This window comes from Enhygromyxa salina (assembly GCF_000737335.2).
In the GTDB taxonomy this organism is placed as follows: Bacteria; Myxococcota_A; Polyangia; order Nannocystales; family Nannocystaceae; genus Plesiocystis; species Plesiocystis salina_C.
Window position 1 is genome coordinate 10942 of record NZ_JMCC02000115.1, and the last position, 19034, is coordinate 29975.

Consider the following 19034-nt stretch of genomic DNA (forward strand, 5'->3'; position numbering starts at 1 on the left):
GTTCTCTATTCGTGAAGGCCGCGAACATAGTCGTAGTGCGCAGGCAAGCTCGCCAGCAGCGCCGCGGTGCGCTTGGCGATGTCAGCGAGCAGCGCGTCCCCGGCCGCGGGCGGTGCGTGGCCCAATATTGGCGGGCCGTAGTCGGGGTACACGCCCATCCCCGACAAGATCGCCGTGTAGCTGCGCGATCGGAACAATCGAAAGCGCAGGCGATCCTGCGGGAGCACGCCAACGCGATACTCGTCTAGGATCGTGGCCAGCGAGTCGGGGATCGGCATGTCGTCACGGATCCGCCGCCAAAACGCCGTGTCCCCCCGCGACGTCGTGCAATAGTGCATGACGATGAAGTCGCGCAGGTGATCGTACATGTCGTTGAGGGTCTCGTTGTACCGGTGAATCCGCGCGGGCGCGAACCGGCGCGAAGGAAACAGGTTGACCAGCTGCGCCAGCTGATACTCGACCATGAAAATGGCGGTGGACTCGAGCGGCTCGAGAAAGCAGCTCGACAGACCAATTGCCACGCAGTTATTGACCCACGAGCGGCGACAACGGCCAACCCGCATGCGCAGGTGGGCCGCGTCCTGACCGGCGGCGGGGCCCAGCAAGTCACGCAGCTCCTGCTCGGCCTCGCTCGGGCTCGCGTGGTCGCTGGAGTACACGTAGCCGCAGCCAAACCGTTGAAACAGCGGGACCCGCCACGACCACCCAGCCGACAGCGCGGTCGCGGTCGTGTAGGGCAAGATGCCGTCGCGCGCGGGCACACTGGCTGCTGGCAGCGCGACCGCGGCGTCGCAGGCCAGGTACTTGGCGTCGCTCGAGAACGGCTCTTGCAGCGCGCCGTTGATCAGCAGCCCGCGAAAGCCCGAGCAGTCGATGAACAGGTCGGCGGTCAGCGCTGCGCCCGATTCGGTCGCCAACGACCGCACGAACCCACGCTCGTCGAGCTCGACCCCGCGCACGTGATCGACGCGCCGCTCGACCCCGCGCTGCTGCGCGACCTCGGCCAACATGTCCGCGAACAACATCGCGTCCATGTGATAGGCGTATTGCAGCGTCTGCGAACCCGGCAGCCGCTCGGGCGAGAACGCGAGCGCGTCGCTGACGGCGGGAATCGCCGAGCTCACCCGATCAAAGCGTGGGTCCCGGTCGGAGCCCTGCGCGGCCCAGACATCGGCCGACGAGAAGCCCTCGCCAACAAAGGGAAAGTGCATGTCACCGAACGGCCGCGCGAGCAGCTCGGGCCGGTCGTAGAAGGGGTGATAAAATTCGTCCGCTCGGTCACCGCGGCCGCCGTGGGCCCAATTGACGTATTTGATCGCGGCCTTGAAGGTTGCGTTGCAGCGGCGCATGAACACGCGCTCGTCGATCCCAAGAAACGCCAGCGTGCTGACCATGGTTGGCACCGTGGCCTCGCCCACCCCAACCCGCGAGACGCTGGCCGACTCGACCACCGTGATGCGCACGCTCGACCCAAGCGCCCGGTTGAGGTACGCCGCAGACAGCCACCCGGCAGTGCCGCCGCCAACAATCACAATTGTAGAGATACGCTGCTCGTTCATTCGTGCCGCTCCCAGCCATGGGTGAGAATCTCGTTGCGCCGCCCGAACGGCGGCGGGGGGTTCAGATCCATGGCCACGTCCACGATCACGGGCCCCGGCGTCTGCATCATCTTCACCAGCGCCTCGTCGAGCTCGCGGGCGCTGCTGACCCGAATGCCCGTGGCCCCGAGCGCGGTCGCCAGCATCGCAAAGTTGGTTGGTGGAATCGCGGTCCCGCGCGGCTCCATGCCGACCGCCAGCATGCCGTGGCGAACCATGCCGTAGGACGCGTCGTTGAGCACGATCCACTTGGCGTCGGCGCTGTACTGCACGGCCGTGCTGACCTCGTTGCTCATCAGCATCGCGCCGTCACCCACGATCGCCACCGCGGCCGCGTGGCTCGCCATCGCCGCGCCCACGACACCCGAGGTGGCGTTGGTCATGGACGCGAACCCAGATGGTGTCCGGTAGCGGCCCGGACGATCGAAGCGCAGCCGCGCGTTGGCCCACGCAAACGAATTTCCGGCGTCGGCGAGCACGATCGCGCTGCTGCGCTCGACGATCACGCGCTGGATCGCCGCCATCAAGCTGCTGGGGTGGACCGGCCCGTCCAGATCAATGAGCTCGCACGCCGCCGCAGGGATCTTGGTGAGCGACGCCGCGTCGCTGGCGGCCCCCCCGAGCTCGGGGTCCCTGAACGTCGAAGCATCGAGCTCGTTGAGCCCGGTCAACAGCGCACCGATCTCTGCGCACACGCCCAGCGTCTCGCTCTCGGGGTACGCCACGCCAAACGTGGTCGCGTCAATGTCGACGTGAATGAACGCGCGGCGCGGCGCGAACGTGGGATCGAAGCACGAGGTCGTCTGGCCCAGCCGGCTGCCAAGCACCAACACGTGGTCGGGTCGATTCGCGCGAAAGTAGTCGTGCACCCACGGCTGGCCGCCAAACATGCCGGTCACGCCCAGATGTTGCGGATGCGACTCGGGGAACACGCCCTTGGCCCGCGGCGAGGTCATGACCGGCGCGCCGGTTCGCTCGGCCAGCTCGAGCAGCTGCGGCGCGGCCTCGCGGGCGCCAAACCCAACCCAGATCACGAACGGGCCATCACACAGGCGCTCGTGGACCTGCTCGACCAGCGCAGGGCACACCCCGACCGGCGGCGAGAGGGTGACGACGTCAGGCGAGACGCTTCGCGCAGTCGCGCCCTGGACCCCAAGCGGGAAGCTCAGACTTGCCAGGAAGCCCCCTGGCTTGGCCAAGTTCAGCGCCAGGCGTTGACGAACCAGCGCGATCTGCCCGGCGTCCTCAATTGTGTACTCGAGATAATTCGAGGCGTCCCACAGCCAGCTGCCGAGATCGAGCGAGCGCGGCCCCGTCTCTTGGAACGCGAGCCGTCCGCGCTCGGGCAGCTCGGTCGCCCCAGTCACGACGATGATCTTGGCGCCATCCCAGGCCCCAGCGACCAGACCCGTCAGGGCGTTGGTCGCCCCGGGGCCGGTGGTGGTGTAGACGACGACTGGCTCATCCGTGGCGAAGTGGGCTTCGGTCGCCATGAACGCCGCGCCCGACTCGTGGCGCGCGTGGATGACCTCAATCCCGGCCCGGTGCAGCGCAGCACAGAACTGCGCGATCGCGCCTCCCAGCACCCCAAACGCCCGCCGAACGCCCAACCCGAACAACGCCATCGCCAACGTGTCGGCGCCGTTGGTGCGACAGTGCAGCAGCGAGCGCGCTTCGAGCTGCGAGCGCCCAGCCGGGACGACGCGACCGATCGGGACCGGAATCGATAGCTCGTCGATTTGTAGTTCACGGCTCATTTCTGCACACGGCCACGTCCCCAGAATAGCCCCGCCAGCGATTTGATACCAAGTACTTGCAAATATGACGCTTCGGTATTGCTATCACCCTGATCAAAAGAACACGAGCGCCGCAACGCGTGTGGGCGACTCAGGCTCGCGTTTGGCGCCGAACCGGGTTTGTCGCGCGTCCACACAGATGCGCGAAAGTGTTTACATAGCGTATTCGCGGTCACGGCTCACGCACGTGGTGGATGGAACGTTGATCCAAGCTTGAACCGGGCCCGTGGGTCGTGAGACCGTGCGCGCATGCGTCGTCCAGTTGGCCCGAAGCTTCGGTTCCCCCGCCTGTGCCTGCGAGGCTCGGTGCTCGCGGCGGCGCTGATGCTCCCCGCCAGCGCGCTGGCGGGCCAACCCGAGCAGGTCGACGTCGATCCGTCGGATCCGTCGATCTTCGGCGGCGCCCCCTCGGCAACCTGTGGCTGGCCCACAACGGTCCTCATTTCTGGCGGCGGCGGGCTTTGCACAGGCACCCTCGTCCACCCCCAGCTCGTGATCACCGCGGCGCACTGCACGGGAAACGGCTCGAACAAGCAGATCGGCTTTGGTCCAACCGGTAACTCGCGTAGCGCCAACGCGACCTGCTATCCGCAGCCCAACTACAACGGGAGCGCGACCAACGACTTCGCCTACTGCGTGCTGAGCCAGCCAGTCAACGACGTTCCAATCATCCCGCCGCTGTTCGGCTGCGAGACCTCCTATATCAGCCCGGGGCAGTCGGTCGAGATCGTTGGCTACGGCCAGACCAACCAAGGTGGCGCGGGCACCAAGTACGAGGTCACGACCACGATCAACTCGTACCAAAACGGCGAGGTCTACATTGGCGGCAATGGCAAGGATTCATGCTCGGGCGACTCGGGCGGGCCGGTGTACGTGCAGCTCGACGACGGCTCGTGGCGGGTGTTTGGCGTCACCTCGTATGGCGGCGCGTGCGGGGGCGGCGGCTACTACAGCAACATCGCCAACAACCTCGCGTGGGCCGAGCAACAGTCTGGGATCGACATCTCGCCCTGCCACGATGCCCAAGGCAACTGGACGCCCAACCAAGACTGCGGCGACTTCCCGCTCGATCCGGGCAGCGGCGCCAACACGGCGTGGGCCCAAGGCTGCGGGGGCGGCCCGGTCTCGGGGTTCTCGAGCAGCTGCGGGAGCCCGTTCTCGCCCGAGGGCGACGACACCGCGCCAACCGTCACGATCACCGCCCCCGCCAACGGCACGATGTACATGACCGGCGGTGACTCGGTCGTGTCGGTTGCGATCAGCGTCAACGCAGACGACGGCGCGGGGTTTGGCGTCGATCACGTCAGCCTGCGCGTCGACGGCAACGATCTCGCCAACTCCGACGACGCGAGCCCGCCCTACGAGTGGACCTTGGAATTTCCCAAGGGCAGCTGGGAGATCGAGGCCGTGGCCGTCGACTTCTCGCAGAACATGGCGGTCTCGAACGCGGTTGCGATCGGCGTTGACCAAGAGCCAGACGATCCGCCGCCGCCCTCCACCACCGACGAAGGTGACGGCGGGGGCGAAGGCGACGAGGACAGCGGCGGCGACGAGACCGGGGGTGACGATGGGTTTGACAGCGGGGGCAGCGGGTTGCCGCCAGGCTTTGGTCTGGACGAGCTCAACGGCGGCTGCGCCTGCTCGAGCAACGCTGGCGGAGCGGGCGGGGCCGGTGGGGCGGGTGCGTTGGGCTTGTTTGGCCTGCTCGCGCTCGTGCGACGTCGCCGGCCGCGAGCCCACTGACCCGACTGTCGAGGTGACGGTCAGCCACTGTCGTCGGCAGTGAGGGCTCACCAAACACCTCGCTAGCACCGCTCTGAGGGCGTTTCGAGCCTGGCACGGTACGTGCTCAATGGCCGGGCATCATGTCGCTCCGTCCCGTCCATCTCGTCTCCGCTCTCGCCCTCTCCACCGCCGCGCTCGTGACCACGCCGGCCCTGGCCAACGCCCCGACCGACGTCGTCCATATCAGCGGCATGGCCTACGGCGCCGACGGAGCCTACGTCCACACCGGCGACTTCTACAGCGACATGCCGGTCTACACCCTCGATCACAACGGGACGATCTGGTCGCTGTACCAGCGCAACAACGGTCGATGGTATGTCGACTTCAACGAGGTCAGCGACGACTACGACGGCACCATCGCGATTGGGCCAGCGGCCGACCTACCGTGGCTGGCCGCGTGGGACCAGGCTGACGACGTCGCCTCGCCGGTCGACTCGGTCGTGCTGGGCGGCGCCCCCTACACCAGCCAGACAACCGGCGTCTATACCTTCACTGGCGCCACCCACAACGGCAAGCCGGTGTTCGAGCACCAAGGCGGCGGCAGGACCTGGTCGCTCTATCAGCGCAGCAACGGCCGCTGGTGTCTCGACTTCAACGACGTCAGCGATGACCACGACGGCACCGTGGCGCTCGGCCCCCTCGCCGACATGCCCTACGAGGGCGTGTGGGACAACGCCAACATGGCGGTCTCCTCGACCGCTGCGATCGAGATCTCGGGCGCGCCCTACACCTCGCTCACGACCGGCACCTACACCTTTGACGGGCAGACCATCTACAACAACGCGCCAGTGTTTCAGCGCCAGTCGGGAAACTACACCCTCTCGGTCTACAAGCGCAGCGGCACCGGTCGCTGGTACCTCGACTTCGACGACGTCGACGAGCAATGGGCCGGCACGATCGGAGTCGGGGCGATCGAGGACGCGCCCACGCGCGGGGAGTGGGACAACGCCAACATGTTGGTCGTCGACTCGGCGACCACGCTGCTGCCCCAGCGCGGGCGCTACGACTTTGGCACCTTCGCCGGCGGCAGCGACTGCCGCGAGATCGAGTTTGCGGTCCCGTTTGACGGAGACGACGTCCGCATGCAGGTGTCGATCGACCACGCCAACGGACCCGGGGTTCACGACGCCGCGACGCTGTGGGTCGAGGCCGTCGATCGCTACGGCGCCCGGGTGTGTGCCCGCGAGACCTCGAACTTCGACCTGGCCCACGACGCGAACCTGTCGGTCTCGTATCTGGCGTACCGACGCGGCGCGGTGATCGACGGCGACACCGGCCGCTTCGAAGACACCGACGGCTTCACCGGGACCGGCAACCACTGCAACACGGTGTCGTTTCATCAGACCTTCGCGGTTCCGCCGATCGTCCAAGCCACGATCACCCACCCCAACAACTACGGCGCCGACAACGACGCGATGAGCGTGTGGCTCGAAGAGGTTGGGACCAGCGACTTCAAGGTCTGCGTGCGCGAGACCTCGGACATGAGCGCCGACCACGGGGCCTACGCGATCGACTGGCTTGCCCACGAGCCGGGCGCGTGGCCGTTCTATGGCGCCGACGAGTCCGGCGTTGACGACGTCCCCGCGTTCGAAGGGACCACCTGCTTCGACTACCTGTTTGACGCGACCTACACCGACGTCCCGCAGGTGTTCGTCACCGCCGATCACCGCGACGATGGCGCGAACCATGACGCCGTCACGGTCTGGCTCGAGGCGCTCGACACCGTGGGCTTCACCGCCTGCGTCCGCGAGCTCGCCAGCGCAGGCAACCCCGGCAGCAACGCGGGCGGTGCCCACAACGACCAGCTTCAGCTAGCCTGGACCGCCGTCGGAAACCGCTGAGCTTCCGCGCTCGCGTCCCCACCCACACAGGGGAGCCCCGATGGCCCAGCCATCGGGGCTCGTTTGCGTTGTCGGTCCGCTAGTGCCGCACACCTAGGGTGTGCGGCTCTAGTTCGCAAACAGCGACGGCGCGACCAACCACACGAGCCCCGTGGTGATCAACTGCGTCGTCACATACACCAGGAGCACCCGCGGGATCGTCGTCCACCAGCGCGTCTCGCAGACGCCGACGACCATCCAGCTCAGGTACGCGACCGGCAGCACGCCAGTCAAGAGTTGCCCACCAACGCCAAGCTCGCCCAGCAGCGGCTTGAGCAACCCAGTCAGCAGCGCCACGTGGCCAAAGCCAAACAGTATGATCACATAGTGCTCAATCCAGCGCAGCTTGCGGGTCGCGTGCATGAACAGCGGCAGCATCAACGCGGCCACCAGCGGCATCGCCACGAAGTTGAGCGCCTGCCCCCACCGCATCTGAAACGCCGTCCACCTGGCGACATAGGCGTCGGCCGGCTGACCATGCAGGTACAACAGCAGCTGCGAGCACAAGTACGCGAACGCGAAGGTGGCCAGCGCGTACTTGAAGGGGTTGATGTAGTGGATGCGCCGGCCCTCGATGTAGTCGCGGCAGACATTGCCGGGCGTGACCGTGAGATCGCCGATCGTCCGCAGCGCGCGCGTGTCGAGGTTGATGAGCCCCTCGAGCGCGTCCTCGGCCAGGAGCGCTAGATCGAGCCGATCGTGGGCGTGCGACTCGCCGCACGCCGAGCAAAACCGACCGTACAGCGGCGCATTGCAGCTGCGACATCGGGCGGTCGCGTCCGCTTCGCCCTCGCGCTCACCCTCTGACACCCGCGCAGGATACCAGCCCCGGCGCGGAGCCGGGCGAAGGCCGAGTACCATGCCAACATGCGCCGCAGCCTGCTGCTCCTGATCTCGTGTCTGACCCTCGCCTGCGACGTCGCGGCGCCGGGCAGCTTCCCGCCCGAGGACCCCGAGCTCGCCGCCAACAACGAAGCGGCCGGCGATCCCTACGCTGGCCGGTTTCCGTTCGACCGAGCGGTCGCCGGGCTGCCCGATACGGGCCGCCTCTACGCGACGATCGTCACCGACGAGGGCGAGCTTCGCTGCACGCTGCTGCCCGACATCGCGCCGCTGGCCGTCGCCAACTTCGTCGGGCTCGCCCGCGGTCTGCGTCCGTTCTTGGATCCGCAGTCTGGAGCCTGGACCACCCGCCCCTACTACGACGGGCTGACCTTTCACCGCGCGGTCGAGCGCCAGTTCGTGCAGGGCGGCCGGCTGGGCGAGGACAAGTGGATCGGGTTCTTGCTGCAAGACGAGCGCTCGGTTGGCACGGCCTTCGACAAGCCCGGCGTGCTCGCGCTCGCCAACCAGGGCGCCCCAAACACCAGCGCGGGCGAGTTCTTCGTGACCACGGAGATCCTGCGCAACCTCGACGGTCAGTACACGATCATTGGCCGCTGCGAGCCAACCTTCGTGGCCCGCGCGCTCGCGGAGCGCACCCACGCGGGCGAGCGCCCCGTGATTGAGACCGTTCGCATCACCCGAGAGTGATCGCGCCGCCAAACACCAGCGTGAGCTGCTCGTGCATCTGAGGCGAGGCCGCCAGCACGCTGGCCCCCGTGTGCGGGTCGTCTTGTGCGCGCAACCCCGTGACCACGCCGCCAGCCTCTTCGACCAACAGGTTGCCGGCCGCGACGTCCCAAGGGCTGAGGCCCTGCTCCCAGAACCCGTCAAATCGACCCGCGGCGACCCAGGCGAGATCCAGCGCGGCGGACCCAAACCGACGCAAGCCGCCAACGCGATCGCGGACCGCGACCAGCTGCAAGAGGAACTGCTCGTGATGGCGGCTACCCCGGTGCGGGATCCCAGTGGCCAACACGACCTGCTCCCATCGACAGCGGGCCGAGACGTGGATCGGTGCGCCGTTCAAGCTTGCGCCGGCGCCACGCAAGGCGGCGAAGCGGTCACCCGTGAGCGGCTGATAGACCATCCCCGCGACGGTCCGCCCGGCCTCGCGCAGCGCGATCGAGACCGCAAAGTGGGGGATCCCGGACAAGAAGTTGGTGGTGCCGTCCAGCGGATCGACGACCCACTCGAGCGCGGATGTGCCCTGGTGATACTCGGACTCCTCGCCGCGGTAGGCCGCGTCGGGGTACGCCCCCAGCAACACCGCCCGGATCGCGGCCTCGGCCTCGAGGTCGGCCCGCGACACGAAGTCCGCCGGCCCCTTCGACGTGACCTCGAGCGGGTCGCGGGCGTGGAAGTACTTGACGAGCACGTCCCCGCCCGCGCGCGCGGCCTCCTCGATCACCCCGAGTGTGTCCCCTGTCGCCATGCCCCGCCCATGGTACACCCGGCTTCGCTTGGTGCCCGCGCCAAGCGAGGTACCTCGTGACGTTCACGACCCTGACCTTCTTGCTGTTCCTGGCGGTCGTGTTTGCCGGGTATTGGAGCGTGCGCGGGCGCGTCGGGCAGAACTGGGTGCTGCTGGTCGCCAGCTACGTCTTCTATGGCTGGTGGGACTTCCGTTTTTGCGCGCTGATCCTGGCCTCGAGCCTGGTCGATTTTGCGATCGCCCGGGCCCTCGTCCGTCGGCGCGACGGGCCCCGCGCCGCACAAAAGGCCCTGGTCGCGCTGAGCTGCACCCTGAACCTCGGGGTGCTCGCGCTGTTCAAGTACTACGGGTTCTTCGTCGACAGCTTCGCGGCCGGGTTGGCCAGCCTGGGGTTGGCGCCAAGCCTGCCAACGCTGCACCTGGTCCTGCCAGTTGGCATCAGCTTCTATACATTCCAGACCCTCTCCTACACGATCGATGTCTACCGCGACCAAGCCGACGCGCGGTCGGGGGACGCGTCCCCTGGTCTCGCTTCTGGCAGCTTGCTGGACTACCTGACCTACGTCGCCCTGTTTCCCCAGCTCGTCGCTGGACCGATCGAGCGCGCGCGTCGGCTGCTCCCGCAGCTGCAGCGCGCCCGCAGCTTCGACGAGGACCAGGCCCGCGACGGCGCCAAGCTGATGTTGTGGGGGTTCGCCAAGAAGATCATCTTGGCCGACCACCTCGGCGAGTTCGTCGAGCAGGTCTACGGCGGCGGCATCGTGCACGCGTCGGGGCCAGTGCTCGCGGTTGCGACGATCTGCTTCGCGTTTCAGATCTACTGCGACTTCTCGGCCTACTCGGACATCGCGATTGGCTGCGCCAAGCTCTTGGGTCTGAGCCTGGTCCGCAACTTCGCGTACCCCTACTTTAGCCAGTCGGTCGACGAATTCTGGCGACGCTGGCACATCTCGCTGTCGACGTGGTTTCGCGACTACGTGTATGTGCCGCTGGGCGGCAGTCACCACGGGCCCGCGCGACTGTGGTTGGCGTTGATGCTGACCTTCACGCTCAGCGGGCTGTGGCACGGGGCCAGCTGGACCTTCGTGATCTGGGGCGCCGTCAATGGGGTCTTGGTCGGGCTCGCCGCGCGGCTGCGACCCGCGTCCTCGCCCCGGCTGGGCCCGTCCGACCTCCCGCCCCCGCTGCGGGGGTTCTCGGGGCTGCGCGCGCTCGCTCGCATGCTCGCGACCTTCACGGTGATCTGTCTGACCTGGGTGTTGTTTCGCGCCGAAGATCTGCCCCAGGCGATGGGCATCTTCTCGCGGATGCTCACCGACATCCCGCGCCCGGCCGCCTGGACCGAGCTGGTTCACCACCGCGAATTCCTGGCTGCGTTCGGCCCGTTGGTGGTGATGCTGGTGACCGTGGAGTGGCTGACCCGCGACCGCGAGCACCCGCTCGGGCTCCCAGGCTGGCCACGGCCGCTGCGCTGGGCGCTGTACACTGGGCTTTGTTGGCTGACGATCTACCTGATGCCCGACGACCCGGGCGCGTTCATCTATTTTCAGTTCTGACCGGGCTTCAATTCCGACCGGGCTCCCCCATCCGATCATGCGACGCTTCGTCACCCACGCGCTGATCTTCGCCCTGATCCAGGCGCTGATCCTGGTCGTGATCTGGCGAACCTGCCCAGACGACCCCAACCACTACATGGCGGCGACGATCGACAAGCACGCCCGCCTGCGCGCCGCCGCGACGCCGCGCGTCATCTTCGTGGGCGGATCGAGCGTGGGGTTTAGCGTCGACTCGCGCGCGTTCGAGCCGCTCGGGCTCGAGCCGGTCAACATGGGGCTCAACGACGGGCTGGGTCTGCCCTTCATGCTCGCCGAGGTCGCCGGGCAGCTCCGTGCGGGTGACGTCGTGATCGTGGCCCCCGAGACGCACCTGTACTGGACGGGCTCGCAGGACGACGCGCTGTGGGCGGTCATGCAGCAACGACCCGCGAACGTGGCCTGCCTCGCGGCCGCCGGCCCGCGCGAGCTCGCGAACTTGTCGGATCAGGGGCTGCACTTTCTGGCCCGCAAGCTGCGCTGCGCTGCCCATCAGATCACCACAAACCGAGAGCTGCCCACGATCTACCAGCGCGACAGCTTCGATGCACACGGTGACTTCGCGGCCCACCGCGAGCTGGCGCCCAAGCGCGAGCAGCCGATTGATCAGCCGTGGCCAGACCCGAAGGCGCTCTCGTTCGACCGCTCGATCTCGGCGCTGGCACAATTCGCCCGCCGCTGCGAACGTGCTGGAGCCCGCTGCTTCATGGCGTGGTGCCCAACGCGACGACACCAGCTCCAGCGCGAAGCTGCAGTATTTGCCGCGATCGAGGCTAGGCTGGACGCCGAAGTCAACATGCCCATGCTCGAGCGCCCGAGCGAGATCGGCTTCGCCGAGCCGGACTTCTTCGATCGGGGACCGCACTTGAGCGGTGACGCAGCGGCGGCCCGCTCCGCTCGTCTGGCCTCCGCCTTGTCGATGGCGCTTGGTGACGACTCGCCGCAGTCACGAACAGCGTACTGACAGCGCTTGGTCCGCTGAGACACGGGAATTACGCTGACTGAGCGCGTCGAGGTTGCACGAGCTGCAGTCGCGCACATGCTCATGGTCTATAATGAGCGTGATGCTGCGTGGATTGAAACCGTCTCGTCTCGTTGGGTCGCTCTCGCTCGCGTTGCTGACCACGGCCTGCGGCGGGCGTGCTGGTGGTGGCGACGACGGGCCGGGGATCGACGACGGCATCGACGACGGCATCGCGTCCAACAGCGACGGCACGACCACGACCACGACCACGACCACCGACACGGGCCCCAAATTCGACATGGACGAGCACGACGCCATGGGGATGGCGGGCGACTGCGGTGATGGGGGCGGCGGCGGCATGATGGGGGGCGGGATGTACAGCTACATCTGGATCTCCAATTCGCCCGAGGGCACGGTCTCGAAGATCAACACCAAGACGACGATCGAAGAGGCCCGCTACGCCGTCGGGCCCGGCCTCACCGATCCCTCGCGCACGTCGGTCAACCTGTTCGGCGACGCGGTCGTCGTCGATCGCAACGGCGGCATCACCAAGATCGCGGTGCTGGAAGACCGCTGCGTGGAGTCCAATGGGCAGCCGGGCATCCAGACCTCGACCGGCCCCAACAACGTGCTGCCGTGGGGCCAAGACGAGTGCGTGCTGTGGCGGACCGAGCTCGCGGTCCTCGACTACACGATCGGCGCGCGGCCGGTCGCGTGGGAGGGCGGCCTCGCCGACGGCTGCCCCGATCCAAACCCGCGCGTCTGGGTTGGCTGGTACGACGGCGCCAACGGCCACTTTCGTCGGCTCGACGGCTCGACCGGCGCGGTGCTCGATGTCGTGGGTCCGGTGCCCTGGTCGGGCCTGAGCTTTGGCCCCTACGGCGGCGCAACCGACAAAGACGGCAACTTCTGGGTCAGCGGCTGGCAGGCGGGCCCGCTGATCCGCATCAACGCCAATGACCTGAGCGTCCAGACCTTCCCGATCCCCGCCACGATCACCGCGCAGCAGTGGAACTACGGCATGGCGCTCGACAAGAACGGCGACGCGTGGATCGCCAGCGCCTACAGCGTCTATCACTTCCACGCCAACAACTCGACCTGGTCCGAGCTCCCGATCCCCGGCGCGTTCAGCCTGCGTGGGCTGATGGTCGACAAGGACGGCACCGCGTGGATCGCCACCAACGATCCGCCCGGCTTGGCCGCGGTCGACACGGAAACCGAGACCGTGCTCGCGCCCTCGATTGCGATTCCCGGCTCGGTCCAGCCGGTCGGCGTGTCGATCGACGTTGACGGCTATGTGTGGGTCGTCGATCAGTCGGCCGACGCGGCGTTCAAGATCGACGGCGACACCTACCAGCTCGCGGGCACCACGACTGGCCTCAACCAGCCCTACACCTACTCCGACATGACCGGCGCCGGGCTGGACTTGGTCACCTTCCCGCCGCCGGAGTGAGTCGGTCAGTCAGTCGCTGCAGCCGGTCTAGCGATGCCGCTTGGCCCAGCGCGAAAACTCGAACACCAGCTCATGCCGCTCGCGCTGCGCGGGGGTCTGACAGGTCCACGTTGGATCCCCCGGATCTGGCTGCGGCAGCTCGACGCGCCTGACCGTCGCTGCGAACCCGGCCTCCTCGAACAGCTCAATCACGCCTTCGGCCGTCGCCTCGCAGGCGCAGTCCATGTGGTGGATCAGGCGTCCGTCCGGCGCGAGCGTCCGCAGCAGCTCGCGCAAGTAGACGACGTCGTCGGCCCGCGCGAACCTGCCGTCAAAGCACAGCGAGTCGATCATGAGCATGCGCTGAAGCGACCCGTCGGGGACCTCGCGCAGCCCCGTGTCTCGCTCGTCGGCGCAGGCGCGGACCTCGATCCGAGCGCGCTCGGGGTTGGCTCGCGCGGCCAGCTCGCGCAGCGCGGCCACGGCCTCGGGATCGATGTCGGTCGCGTACACCACCCCCGTGGGCCCAAGCGCGAGCGCGGCGCGATCGACGAACCATCCCCGACTCGCGCCGATCTCCGCGATGCTCATGCCCGGCCCGAGCTGGGCGTGCTCGAGCAGGCGCTCACGAGCTCGCTCGATCATCGCGGCGTGATCGCGCGCGCCCTCGCTGCCCAAGGCCGGCGGCCGTCGAGGCCCACGAAGCTCCGCGCCGTGCTCCTCCGTTGGCGCTTCGCTGCCCGCGACCTCGTGTGAGGCCTCGTGAGAGCCCTCGCCCGCGCCCCAGCCCCGACCCCGCTCGCAAGCGACGGCGCCCCCCAGGACAGACGTCCACACGACCACGCGGAACGCGGCGCGATGCATGGCCAAGTCATAGCCGAACTATTGCAGCGCGGGGGCACAATTCACTGCGGCACCAGCACCATGCTGGTCCGGGCCGGCAGGTCCACGCCCGGCCCCGCGACGTTCTGCCCGGTCAGCAGATCCTGGTAGCTCCCGCCCGGCAGCCCGCTCGCGCTGCGCTGGCCGTCGGCCCGGTTGACCGCCACATACACGCTGTCCGAGCCGAAGCTCATCTCGTACACGAAGGTGTCCGCGTCGGCGCTGAGGGTGGTTCGATCCCCGCGGCGCAGCGGCGTCTGCTCGGCCCGGATCGCGTTGAGGGTCATGACGTGATCCAAGAGCAGCTCCTGCCCCGCGGAGTAGCCGTCCCACTGCATGAAGCGCCGGTTGTCCGGGTCGCCCGCGCCAGCCATGCCGATCTCATCACCATAGTAGATCAGCGGCGCGCCAGGGGTTGTCAGCAGGATCGTGAAGCCCAACGCCACCCGCTCGAAGGGCGCGAGGTTGCCGGGCAATGGAATGTTGGACCAGGCCAGGTCCTTGCCGTCGGTCCACTCGCTGTTCCACACCGGCTGATCTTCTGCGAGGTGGATCACCCGCGGGATGTCATGGTTGCCAATGAAGGTGCTCATGATCCCAGCCCCGTAGTAGTCGTCGTTGCTGTCCATGAACGCAGCAAAGTCCGACATCGAGCCGTTGCGCATGAGCAGCTTGTTGGCCAGCTCCATGCGCAGCGGAAAGTCAAACTGCCCGTCGAGCATCGATGAATTGACGTAGTAGGCGATCAGGTCACGATCCCCGGTGAAGGTCTCGCCGACCATGTAAAAGTGCTCACCGGTGTTTGGCTCGACCTCGCTCTTCACCCGGGCGCGCAGATCCAGCAGCCACTGATCTTCGATGTGCTTGACCGCGTCGAGCCGAAAGCCGTCGACCCCGGTGTCTGCGATCCACTGCATCGCGTTGCCAACCGAGTAGTCGCGCGCGCCAGCGTTGGTGAAGTTGAAGTCGGGCAGGTAGGGCGTGAACCAGCAGCGCCGCCCGTCGGCGCCGTCCCAGCCACAGCCGCCTCCGCACACGCAGTCGCCGCCTTGGCCGTTGTCGTTGGGCCAGAACCACCCGGGGTTCTGGGCGTAGATCGGCGCGCTCGAGTGGACATGGTTCATGGCATAGTCGAACAGCACCTTGATGTCGTGCGCGTGGGCGAGGTCGACGAGCGCCTGCAGCTCGGCCAGGGTGCCAAAGTGCTCTTCGGTCTGGTCGAGGTTCTGCGGCCAGTAGCCATGATAGGCCGAGTACTGGTGGCCATCGGTCCCGGCCCCGCTCGCTTGGGTGTTGTCCATGGGGACCGACAGCCACAGCACGTTGACGCCAAGATCGTTGAAGTAGCCTTCCTCGAGCTTCTGCGAGACCCCTGCCCAGTCCCCGCCCTGCCAGTCGGCCGGGCCCTCGACGCCGATCGGGCCGTCGTTGCTCATGTCGCCGTTGAAGAAGCGATCGACAAATACGAAATAGATGACAGCGTCGCGCCAATCAAAGTCGCCGATGTTGTCGGACTCGCAGTCCCATTCTTCACACGTGGCGGCGTCGAGCACGGAGTTGAAGCCGCCAAACCCGTCGTCGACTTGATTGGGGTTGTTGGGATCTGGGATGTAGCCCTGCCCGCCGTTGACCCGAAATTTGTACTCGACCGGCGTATCCCAGGGCACGCCGGTGATCACCCGCCAGGTCCCGGCGTCGAGGCTCATCGACGCGCCCGCGGTCCAGCCATCCGAAGCGAAGTCGCCGATCACCTCGACGCTCGAGTAGCCCATGTCCGCCAGGATGAACTCGTGGGGGCAGCGCTTGTCAGCGTCGTCGCACTCGGGCGGGCCGTCGTCGCCGTCGCCGTCGCCCGTGTCGGGCTCGCCGGTCGTCGTTGACGTGCTGCCGCTCCAGTCGCTGCCGTCGTCGGGGTTGTAGGTCTCGCCGGGCGGTGGATCGCCGTAGTCGTCTTCGGACTGGAACTGATCGATCGCGCAAGCCGGGAGCACCAGCAGCAGCGGGGTGAGAGCCAAAGTCAGGTGAGTACGCAAAGTGGTCGTCCTTGGGAGCGAGTCATCCCCACACCGAGCGCCAGAGTACCGCGTGCGCGCGCGGCCGTAGATCGAAGACCCGTAAAATCGAGCGAGCTGCGGACAATTCGCACAATTCACGACGCGGCGCAGGCGTGACCAACCCGAGGGTTCGAGATCACGGTGAGCAAGGATCCCCCACAGGCAGCAACACCATCGCGGAGCGAGGACCCAGCACGAGCTCGGCACCCGCACCGAGCTCGTGGGTGCCGCCGCCGAGCGCATCCACAAAGGTGCCGCTGAGGATGTCGGTCCCAGGCAGCGGGATCGCCTGCGGCTCGTCAGCCCGCGAGATCAGCACCACCGCGACGCCCCCATCTTCAGCCAGGCGCGCGTACGCGTAGCTGCTCTGGCCCACGTGCAGAGTCTGGCGGTGGGGGGAGCGCAGCGCTGGGGCGCAACGTCGCAGCTGGCCAAGCGTCCGCGCGCGCTCGAGCAGCGCCGCGCGGGCCGGTGGCAGGGACGAGAGCGCGGGCATCACTCGGCGGTTGTCGGGGTCGTCACCGCCAGCTAGCGCGAGCTCGTCGCCGTAGTAGATCACCGGCATGCCTGGCAACGTCAGCTGCAGGGTCAGGGCCAACGCCACCCGATCCAGCGCGCGGGCCTCATCGTCGTTCACGCCGTCGGGCTGCGAGGCTGGCTGGTCCCACGGGTCGCCGTGGGCGTCGCCGATGATCGTCGAGACGAAGCGCTCGACGTCATGGTTGCCAAGCATGCGAGCGAGCACCGCCCCCGACCCCAGCTGCGCGTCGATGTGACCGAGCAGCGCGTCGAGGGTCGTGAACCCAGCGCTGTCGGTTGCGAGCACGTCCCGCAGCGCCCACATCAGGGGAAAGTCGAACACGCTGTCGAGCCCGCCCGGGCCAAGGTAGTGGCGCAGGCCGGCCACGCCGGGCGTGCCCGAGCCGGTGAACACCTCGCCGAGCACCAGGCGGTCGATGCCCGGCGCAGTGTGGTTGTGGACCGCGTGCACGATCCGACGCGAGGCCGCGCGCGGCATCATCGGGACCGCGTCGACGCGCACGCCGTCGACCTCGAAGGAGTCGAGCCACCACAGCAGCTCGGCGACCGCGAAGTTCATCGCGTCGCCGTTCTCCAGGCGCAGATCCGGCAGATAGGGCGCAAACCAACAGTCCTGCATGTTGGTCGCCCACGGGCAGCTCGGGGTCCCGCACACGCACTCGCTTGGGTGCTCGTTGAACCACCCGTTCGCGCGCTGCGCTGCGACGATCTCGTGGGTCTCGTAGACATGGTTGGGGACCACGTCCAGGATCACCGCGATCCCCCGCGCGTGGGCCACGTCGATCAGCGAACGAAGCGCTTGCTCGCCGCCGATCCGGGGCTCGACCGCGCGCGAGTCTGCCACCCAGTAGCCGTGATACCCCTCGTAGAGCCGCCCGTCGGTGCCCAGGCGCGGCTCGAGCGGATTTTCGTAGACGGGAGACAGCCACAGCGCGCTCACGCCCAGCGCCTCGAAGTAGCCGCTCTCGAGCGCCGCTTGGACCCCGCCAAGCGTCCCACCTGCGCGCGCGCCTGGGCTTGGAGGGGCGGCGAGTGGGAGGCCATCGTCGGCGAAGAAGCGATCGGTCACCACCTGATAGATGATCGCGTCGGCCCAGCTGGGCGCGATCGGATCCACGAACACCGAGACCCGAGCCTGCGCGGCGCGACCCGCCAGATCCTTGGCGTGCAGCTCGAAGCCGTGGCGGCCACGGGCGAGCGGTGGGCTGGAGAGATCGATCGTGCCGTCCTCGGGCGCGGCCGCGTCGACCTGAAGATCCGCCTGAACGCTGCCTGGGTCGAGCTGGGCGCTCGCCTGTACCGCCAAGAACAACGCCGAGATCGTCAACCCCGCGGCGTCAACCCGGACCTGGTCGGGCAGCACCTGCAGGGCCGGTACGCCGCAATCGTCGACCTCGAGCCGCGAGACCTCGCGCCCATCGCTTGCGCGAAAGCTCGTCAGCGGGTTGTGCTCGTCGAGCTGCGCGGAGCCGCCATCGACGACCAGGTAGCCGTACTCGCCGGGCGGCAGATCCAGACCGAGCACCCGCCAGCCGTCTTCGCGCTCGAGCATCGACGCGCCTGGGCTGGCCCAGTCGTCCCAGCTCCCCACGATCTGCACGCTCGCGCTGGGATGGCTGGGCCAGGCCCACACCACCGAAGTGCAGTCGCGGACCGGCGGACCGTCGGGTGCCTCGTCATGCGTACAGCTGCCGACCAGCAGCGCCAACGAGCAGGCGCGTAGGCCACGACGCACGCGCTCGCCAGTCGTCGCCACCGAGCAACTGTACTACCCGACGCGGGCGATGTCTGAGGTATGGTGCCGGCGGTGACGACCCCCGGGCTTCGAGGCGAACTCATGCAGCTCAGCCAGATGTCTTCGGCTTGGGCGAAGCTTCTGGCTCGCTCGCTCGGGGCCTTCGTGGGCCGCGAGTTCGTGCTGAGCGGCTCGATCACGGGGCTGATGCTGTTGGCGCCCGCGAGCGCGTGGGCGGCTCCGCCCGAGGACACCGGTTCACCCCCGGCAGCGACCCAGCCGCCCGCGCCCAGCGAGCCCGTACTCGACGAACCGGGGGGCGTCACGATCGACGCCGAGCAGCTGCGCCGCATGCAGCAGCGACTCGATGCGCTCGAGTCCGAGGTCGAGCAGCTCCGCGGCGAGCTCGATGCCCGCGAGTCGCAGCCGCTCCCGCAGCCCGAGCCCGCGCCCGAGCCC

14 protein-coding genes are annotated in these 19034 nt (G+C 67.9%); 7 read left to right on the forward strand and 7 right to left on the reverse strand.

Annotated elements, in window-relative coordinates; genetic code table 11:
• Positions 1-5 precede the first annotated feature (5 nt).
• Positions 6-1559, reverse strand: a complete 1554-nt coding sequence (locus tag DB30_RS33625) for a tryptophan halogenase family protein (RefSeq protein ID WP_052556847.1) — start codon at positions 1557-1559, stop codon at positions 6-8.
• Positions 1556-3355 (reverse strand): thiamine pyrophosphate-dependent enzyme, encoded by a 1800-nt coding sequence (locus DB30_RS33630; RefSeq protein WP_052556848.1) that lies wholly within the window; start codon positions 3353-3355, stop codon positions 1556-1558. Before DB30_RS33630 ends, DB30_RS33625 begins: the two co-directional genes overlap by 4 nt.
• Positions 3356-3643: 288 nt before the next feature.
• Between DB30_RS33630 and DB30_RS33635 the strand changes: the two genes are divergently transcribed.
• Both DB30_RS33635 and DB30_RS33640 read left to right on the forward strand, forming a co-directional pair.
• Positions 3644-5137 carry a trypsin-like serine protease gene (locus tag DB30_RS33635; RefSeq protein WP_052556850.1) on the forward strand — a complete coding sequence of 498 codons (1494 nt, stop codon included), beginning with the start codon at positions 3644-3646 and terminating at the stop codon, positions 5135-5137.
• A gap of 179 nt (positions 5138-5316) precedes the next feature.
• The gene (locus DB30_RS33640) at positions 5317-7020 is read left to right on the forward strand and encodes a hypothetical protein (protein WP_146661801.1); all 1704 of its coding nucleotides are present in this window, start codon (positions 5317-5319) and stop codon (positions 7018-7020) included.
• A 108-nt stretch (positions 7021-7128) separates the two neighbouring features.
• Here DB30_RS33640 and DB30_RS33645 read toward each other — a convergent pair whose 3' ends face one another.
• Entirely contained in the window at positions 7129-7869 is a 741-nt protein-coding gene (locus DB30_RS33645) for a DUF3667 domain-containing protein (protein WP_052556854.1), read from the reverse strand.
• 57 nt (positions 7870-7926) lie between these two features.
• On the opposite strand from DB30_RS33645, the gene DB30_RS33650 reads away from it, so the two are divergent.
• Positions 7927-8592, forward strand: coding sequence for a peptidylprolyl isomerase (locus DB30_RS33650; RefSeq protein WP_052556856.1), 666 nt, complete (start codon positions 7927-7929; stop codon positions 8590-8592).
• On the opposite strand, the gene DB30_RS33655 is transcribed toward DB30_RS33650, so the two are convergent.
• On the reverse strand, positions 8579-9376 hold the full coding sequence (locus tag DB30_RS33655; protein WP_052556857.1) for an inositol monophosphatase family protein: 798 nt from the start codon (positions 9374-9376) through the stop codon (positions 8579-8581). The two genes, DB30_RS33650 and DB30_RS33655, sit on opposite strands and share 14 nt — an antisense overlap.
• Before the next feature lie 56 nt (positions 9377-9432).
• On the opposite strand from DB30_RS33655, the gene DB30_RS33660 reads away from it, so the two are divergent.
• From DB30_RS33660 to DB30_RS33670, 3 genes are all read left to right on the forward strand, one after another.
• Positions 9433-10932: an MBOAT family O-acyltransferase gene (locus DB30_RS33660; RefSeq protein ID WP_052556859.1), complete on the forward strand. Its 1500-nt coding sequence runs from the start codon at positions 9433-9435 to the stop codon at positions 10930-10932.
• A 37-nt stretch (positions 10933-10969) separates the two neighbouring features.
• A complete protein-coding gene (locus DB30_RS33665; protein ID WP_052556861.1) occupies positions 10970-11932 on the forward strand; it encodes a hypothetical protein in 963 nt (320 codons plus the stop codon).
• Positions 11933-12044: 112 nt separating this feature from the next.
• Positions 12045-13385 (forward strand): Vgb family protein, encoded by a 1341-nt coding sequence (locus DB30_RS33670; RefSeq protein WP_146661804.1) that lies wholly within the window; start codon positions 12045-12047, stop codon positions 13383-13385.
• Positions 13386-13412: 27 nt separating this feature from the next.
• Here the strand turns inward: DB30_RS33670 and DB30_RS33675 are convergent, their stop codons facing one another.
• From DB30_RS33675 to DB30_RS33685, 3 genes are all read right to left on the reverse strand, one after another.
• Positions 13413-14228, reverse strand: a complete 816-nt coding sequence (locus tag DB30_RS33675) for an SAM-dependent methyltransferase (protein ID WP_052556864.1) — start codon at positions 14226-14228, stop codon at positions 13413-13415.
• A 41-nt stretch (positions 14229-14269) separates the two neighbouring features.
• Positions 14270-16261, reverse strand: a complete 1992-nt coding sequence (locus DB30_RS33680; protein WP_052556867.1) for an alpha-amylase family glycosyl hydrolase — start codon at positions 16259-16261, stop codon at positions 14270-14272.
• Positions 16262-16436: 175 nt separating this feature from the next.
• The gene (locus tag DB30_RS33685; RefSeq protein WP_052556869.1) at positions 16437-18596 is read right to left on the reverse strand and encodes an alpha-amylase family glycosyl hydrolase; all 2160 of its coding nucleotides are present in this window, start codon (positions 18594-18596) and stop codon (positions 16437-16439) included.
• Between the two features lie 51 nt (positions 18597-18647).
• On the opposite strand from DB30_RS33685, the gene DB30_RS33690 reads away from it, so the two are divergent.
• The coding region (locus DB30_RS33690) for a coiled-coil domain-containing protein (RefSeq protein WP_477181448.1) at positions 18648-19034 on the forward strand (387 nt) is incomplete at its 3' end.

What these genes read in the sequence shown, in the direction of transcription:
- DB30_RS33675 (WP_052556864.1), bottom strand. Translation starts at nt 14,228, where the DNA reads ATGCATCGCGCCGCGTTCCGCGTGGTCGTGTGGACGTCTGTCCTGGGG.
- DB30_RS33665 (WP_052556861.1), top strand. Translation starts at nt 10,970, where the DNA reads ATGCGACGCTTCGTCACCCACGCGCTGATCTTCGCCCTGATCCAGGCG.
- DB30_RS33650 (WP_052556856.1), top strand. Translation starts at nt 7,927, where the DNA reads ATGCGCCGCAGCCTGCTGCTCCTGATCTCGTGTCTGACCCTCGCCTGC.
- DB30_RS33630 (WP_052556848.1), bottom strand. Translation starts at nt 3,355, where the DNA reads ATGAGCCGTGAACTACAAATCGACGAGCTATCGATTCCGGTCCCGATC.
- DB30_RS33625 (WP_052556847.1), bottom strand. Translation starts at nt 1,559, where the DNA reads ATGAACGAGCAGCGTATCTCTACAATTGTGATTGTTGGCGGCGGCACT.
- DB30_RS33635 (WP_052556850.1), top strand. Translation starts at nt 3,644, where the DNA reads ATGCGTCGTCCAGTTGGCCCGAAGCTTCGGTTCCCCCGCCTGTGCCTG.
- DB30_RS33655 (WP_052556857.1), bottom strand. Translation starts at nt 9,376, where the DNA reads ATGGCGACAGGGGACACACTCGGGGTGATCGAGGAGGCCGCGCGCGCG.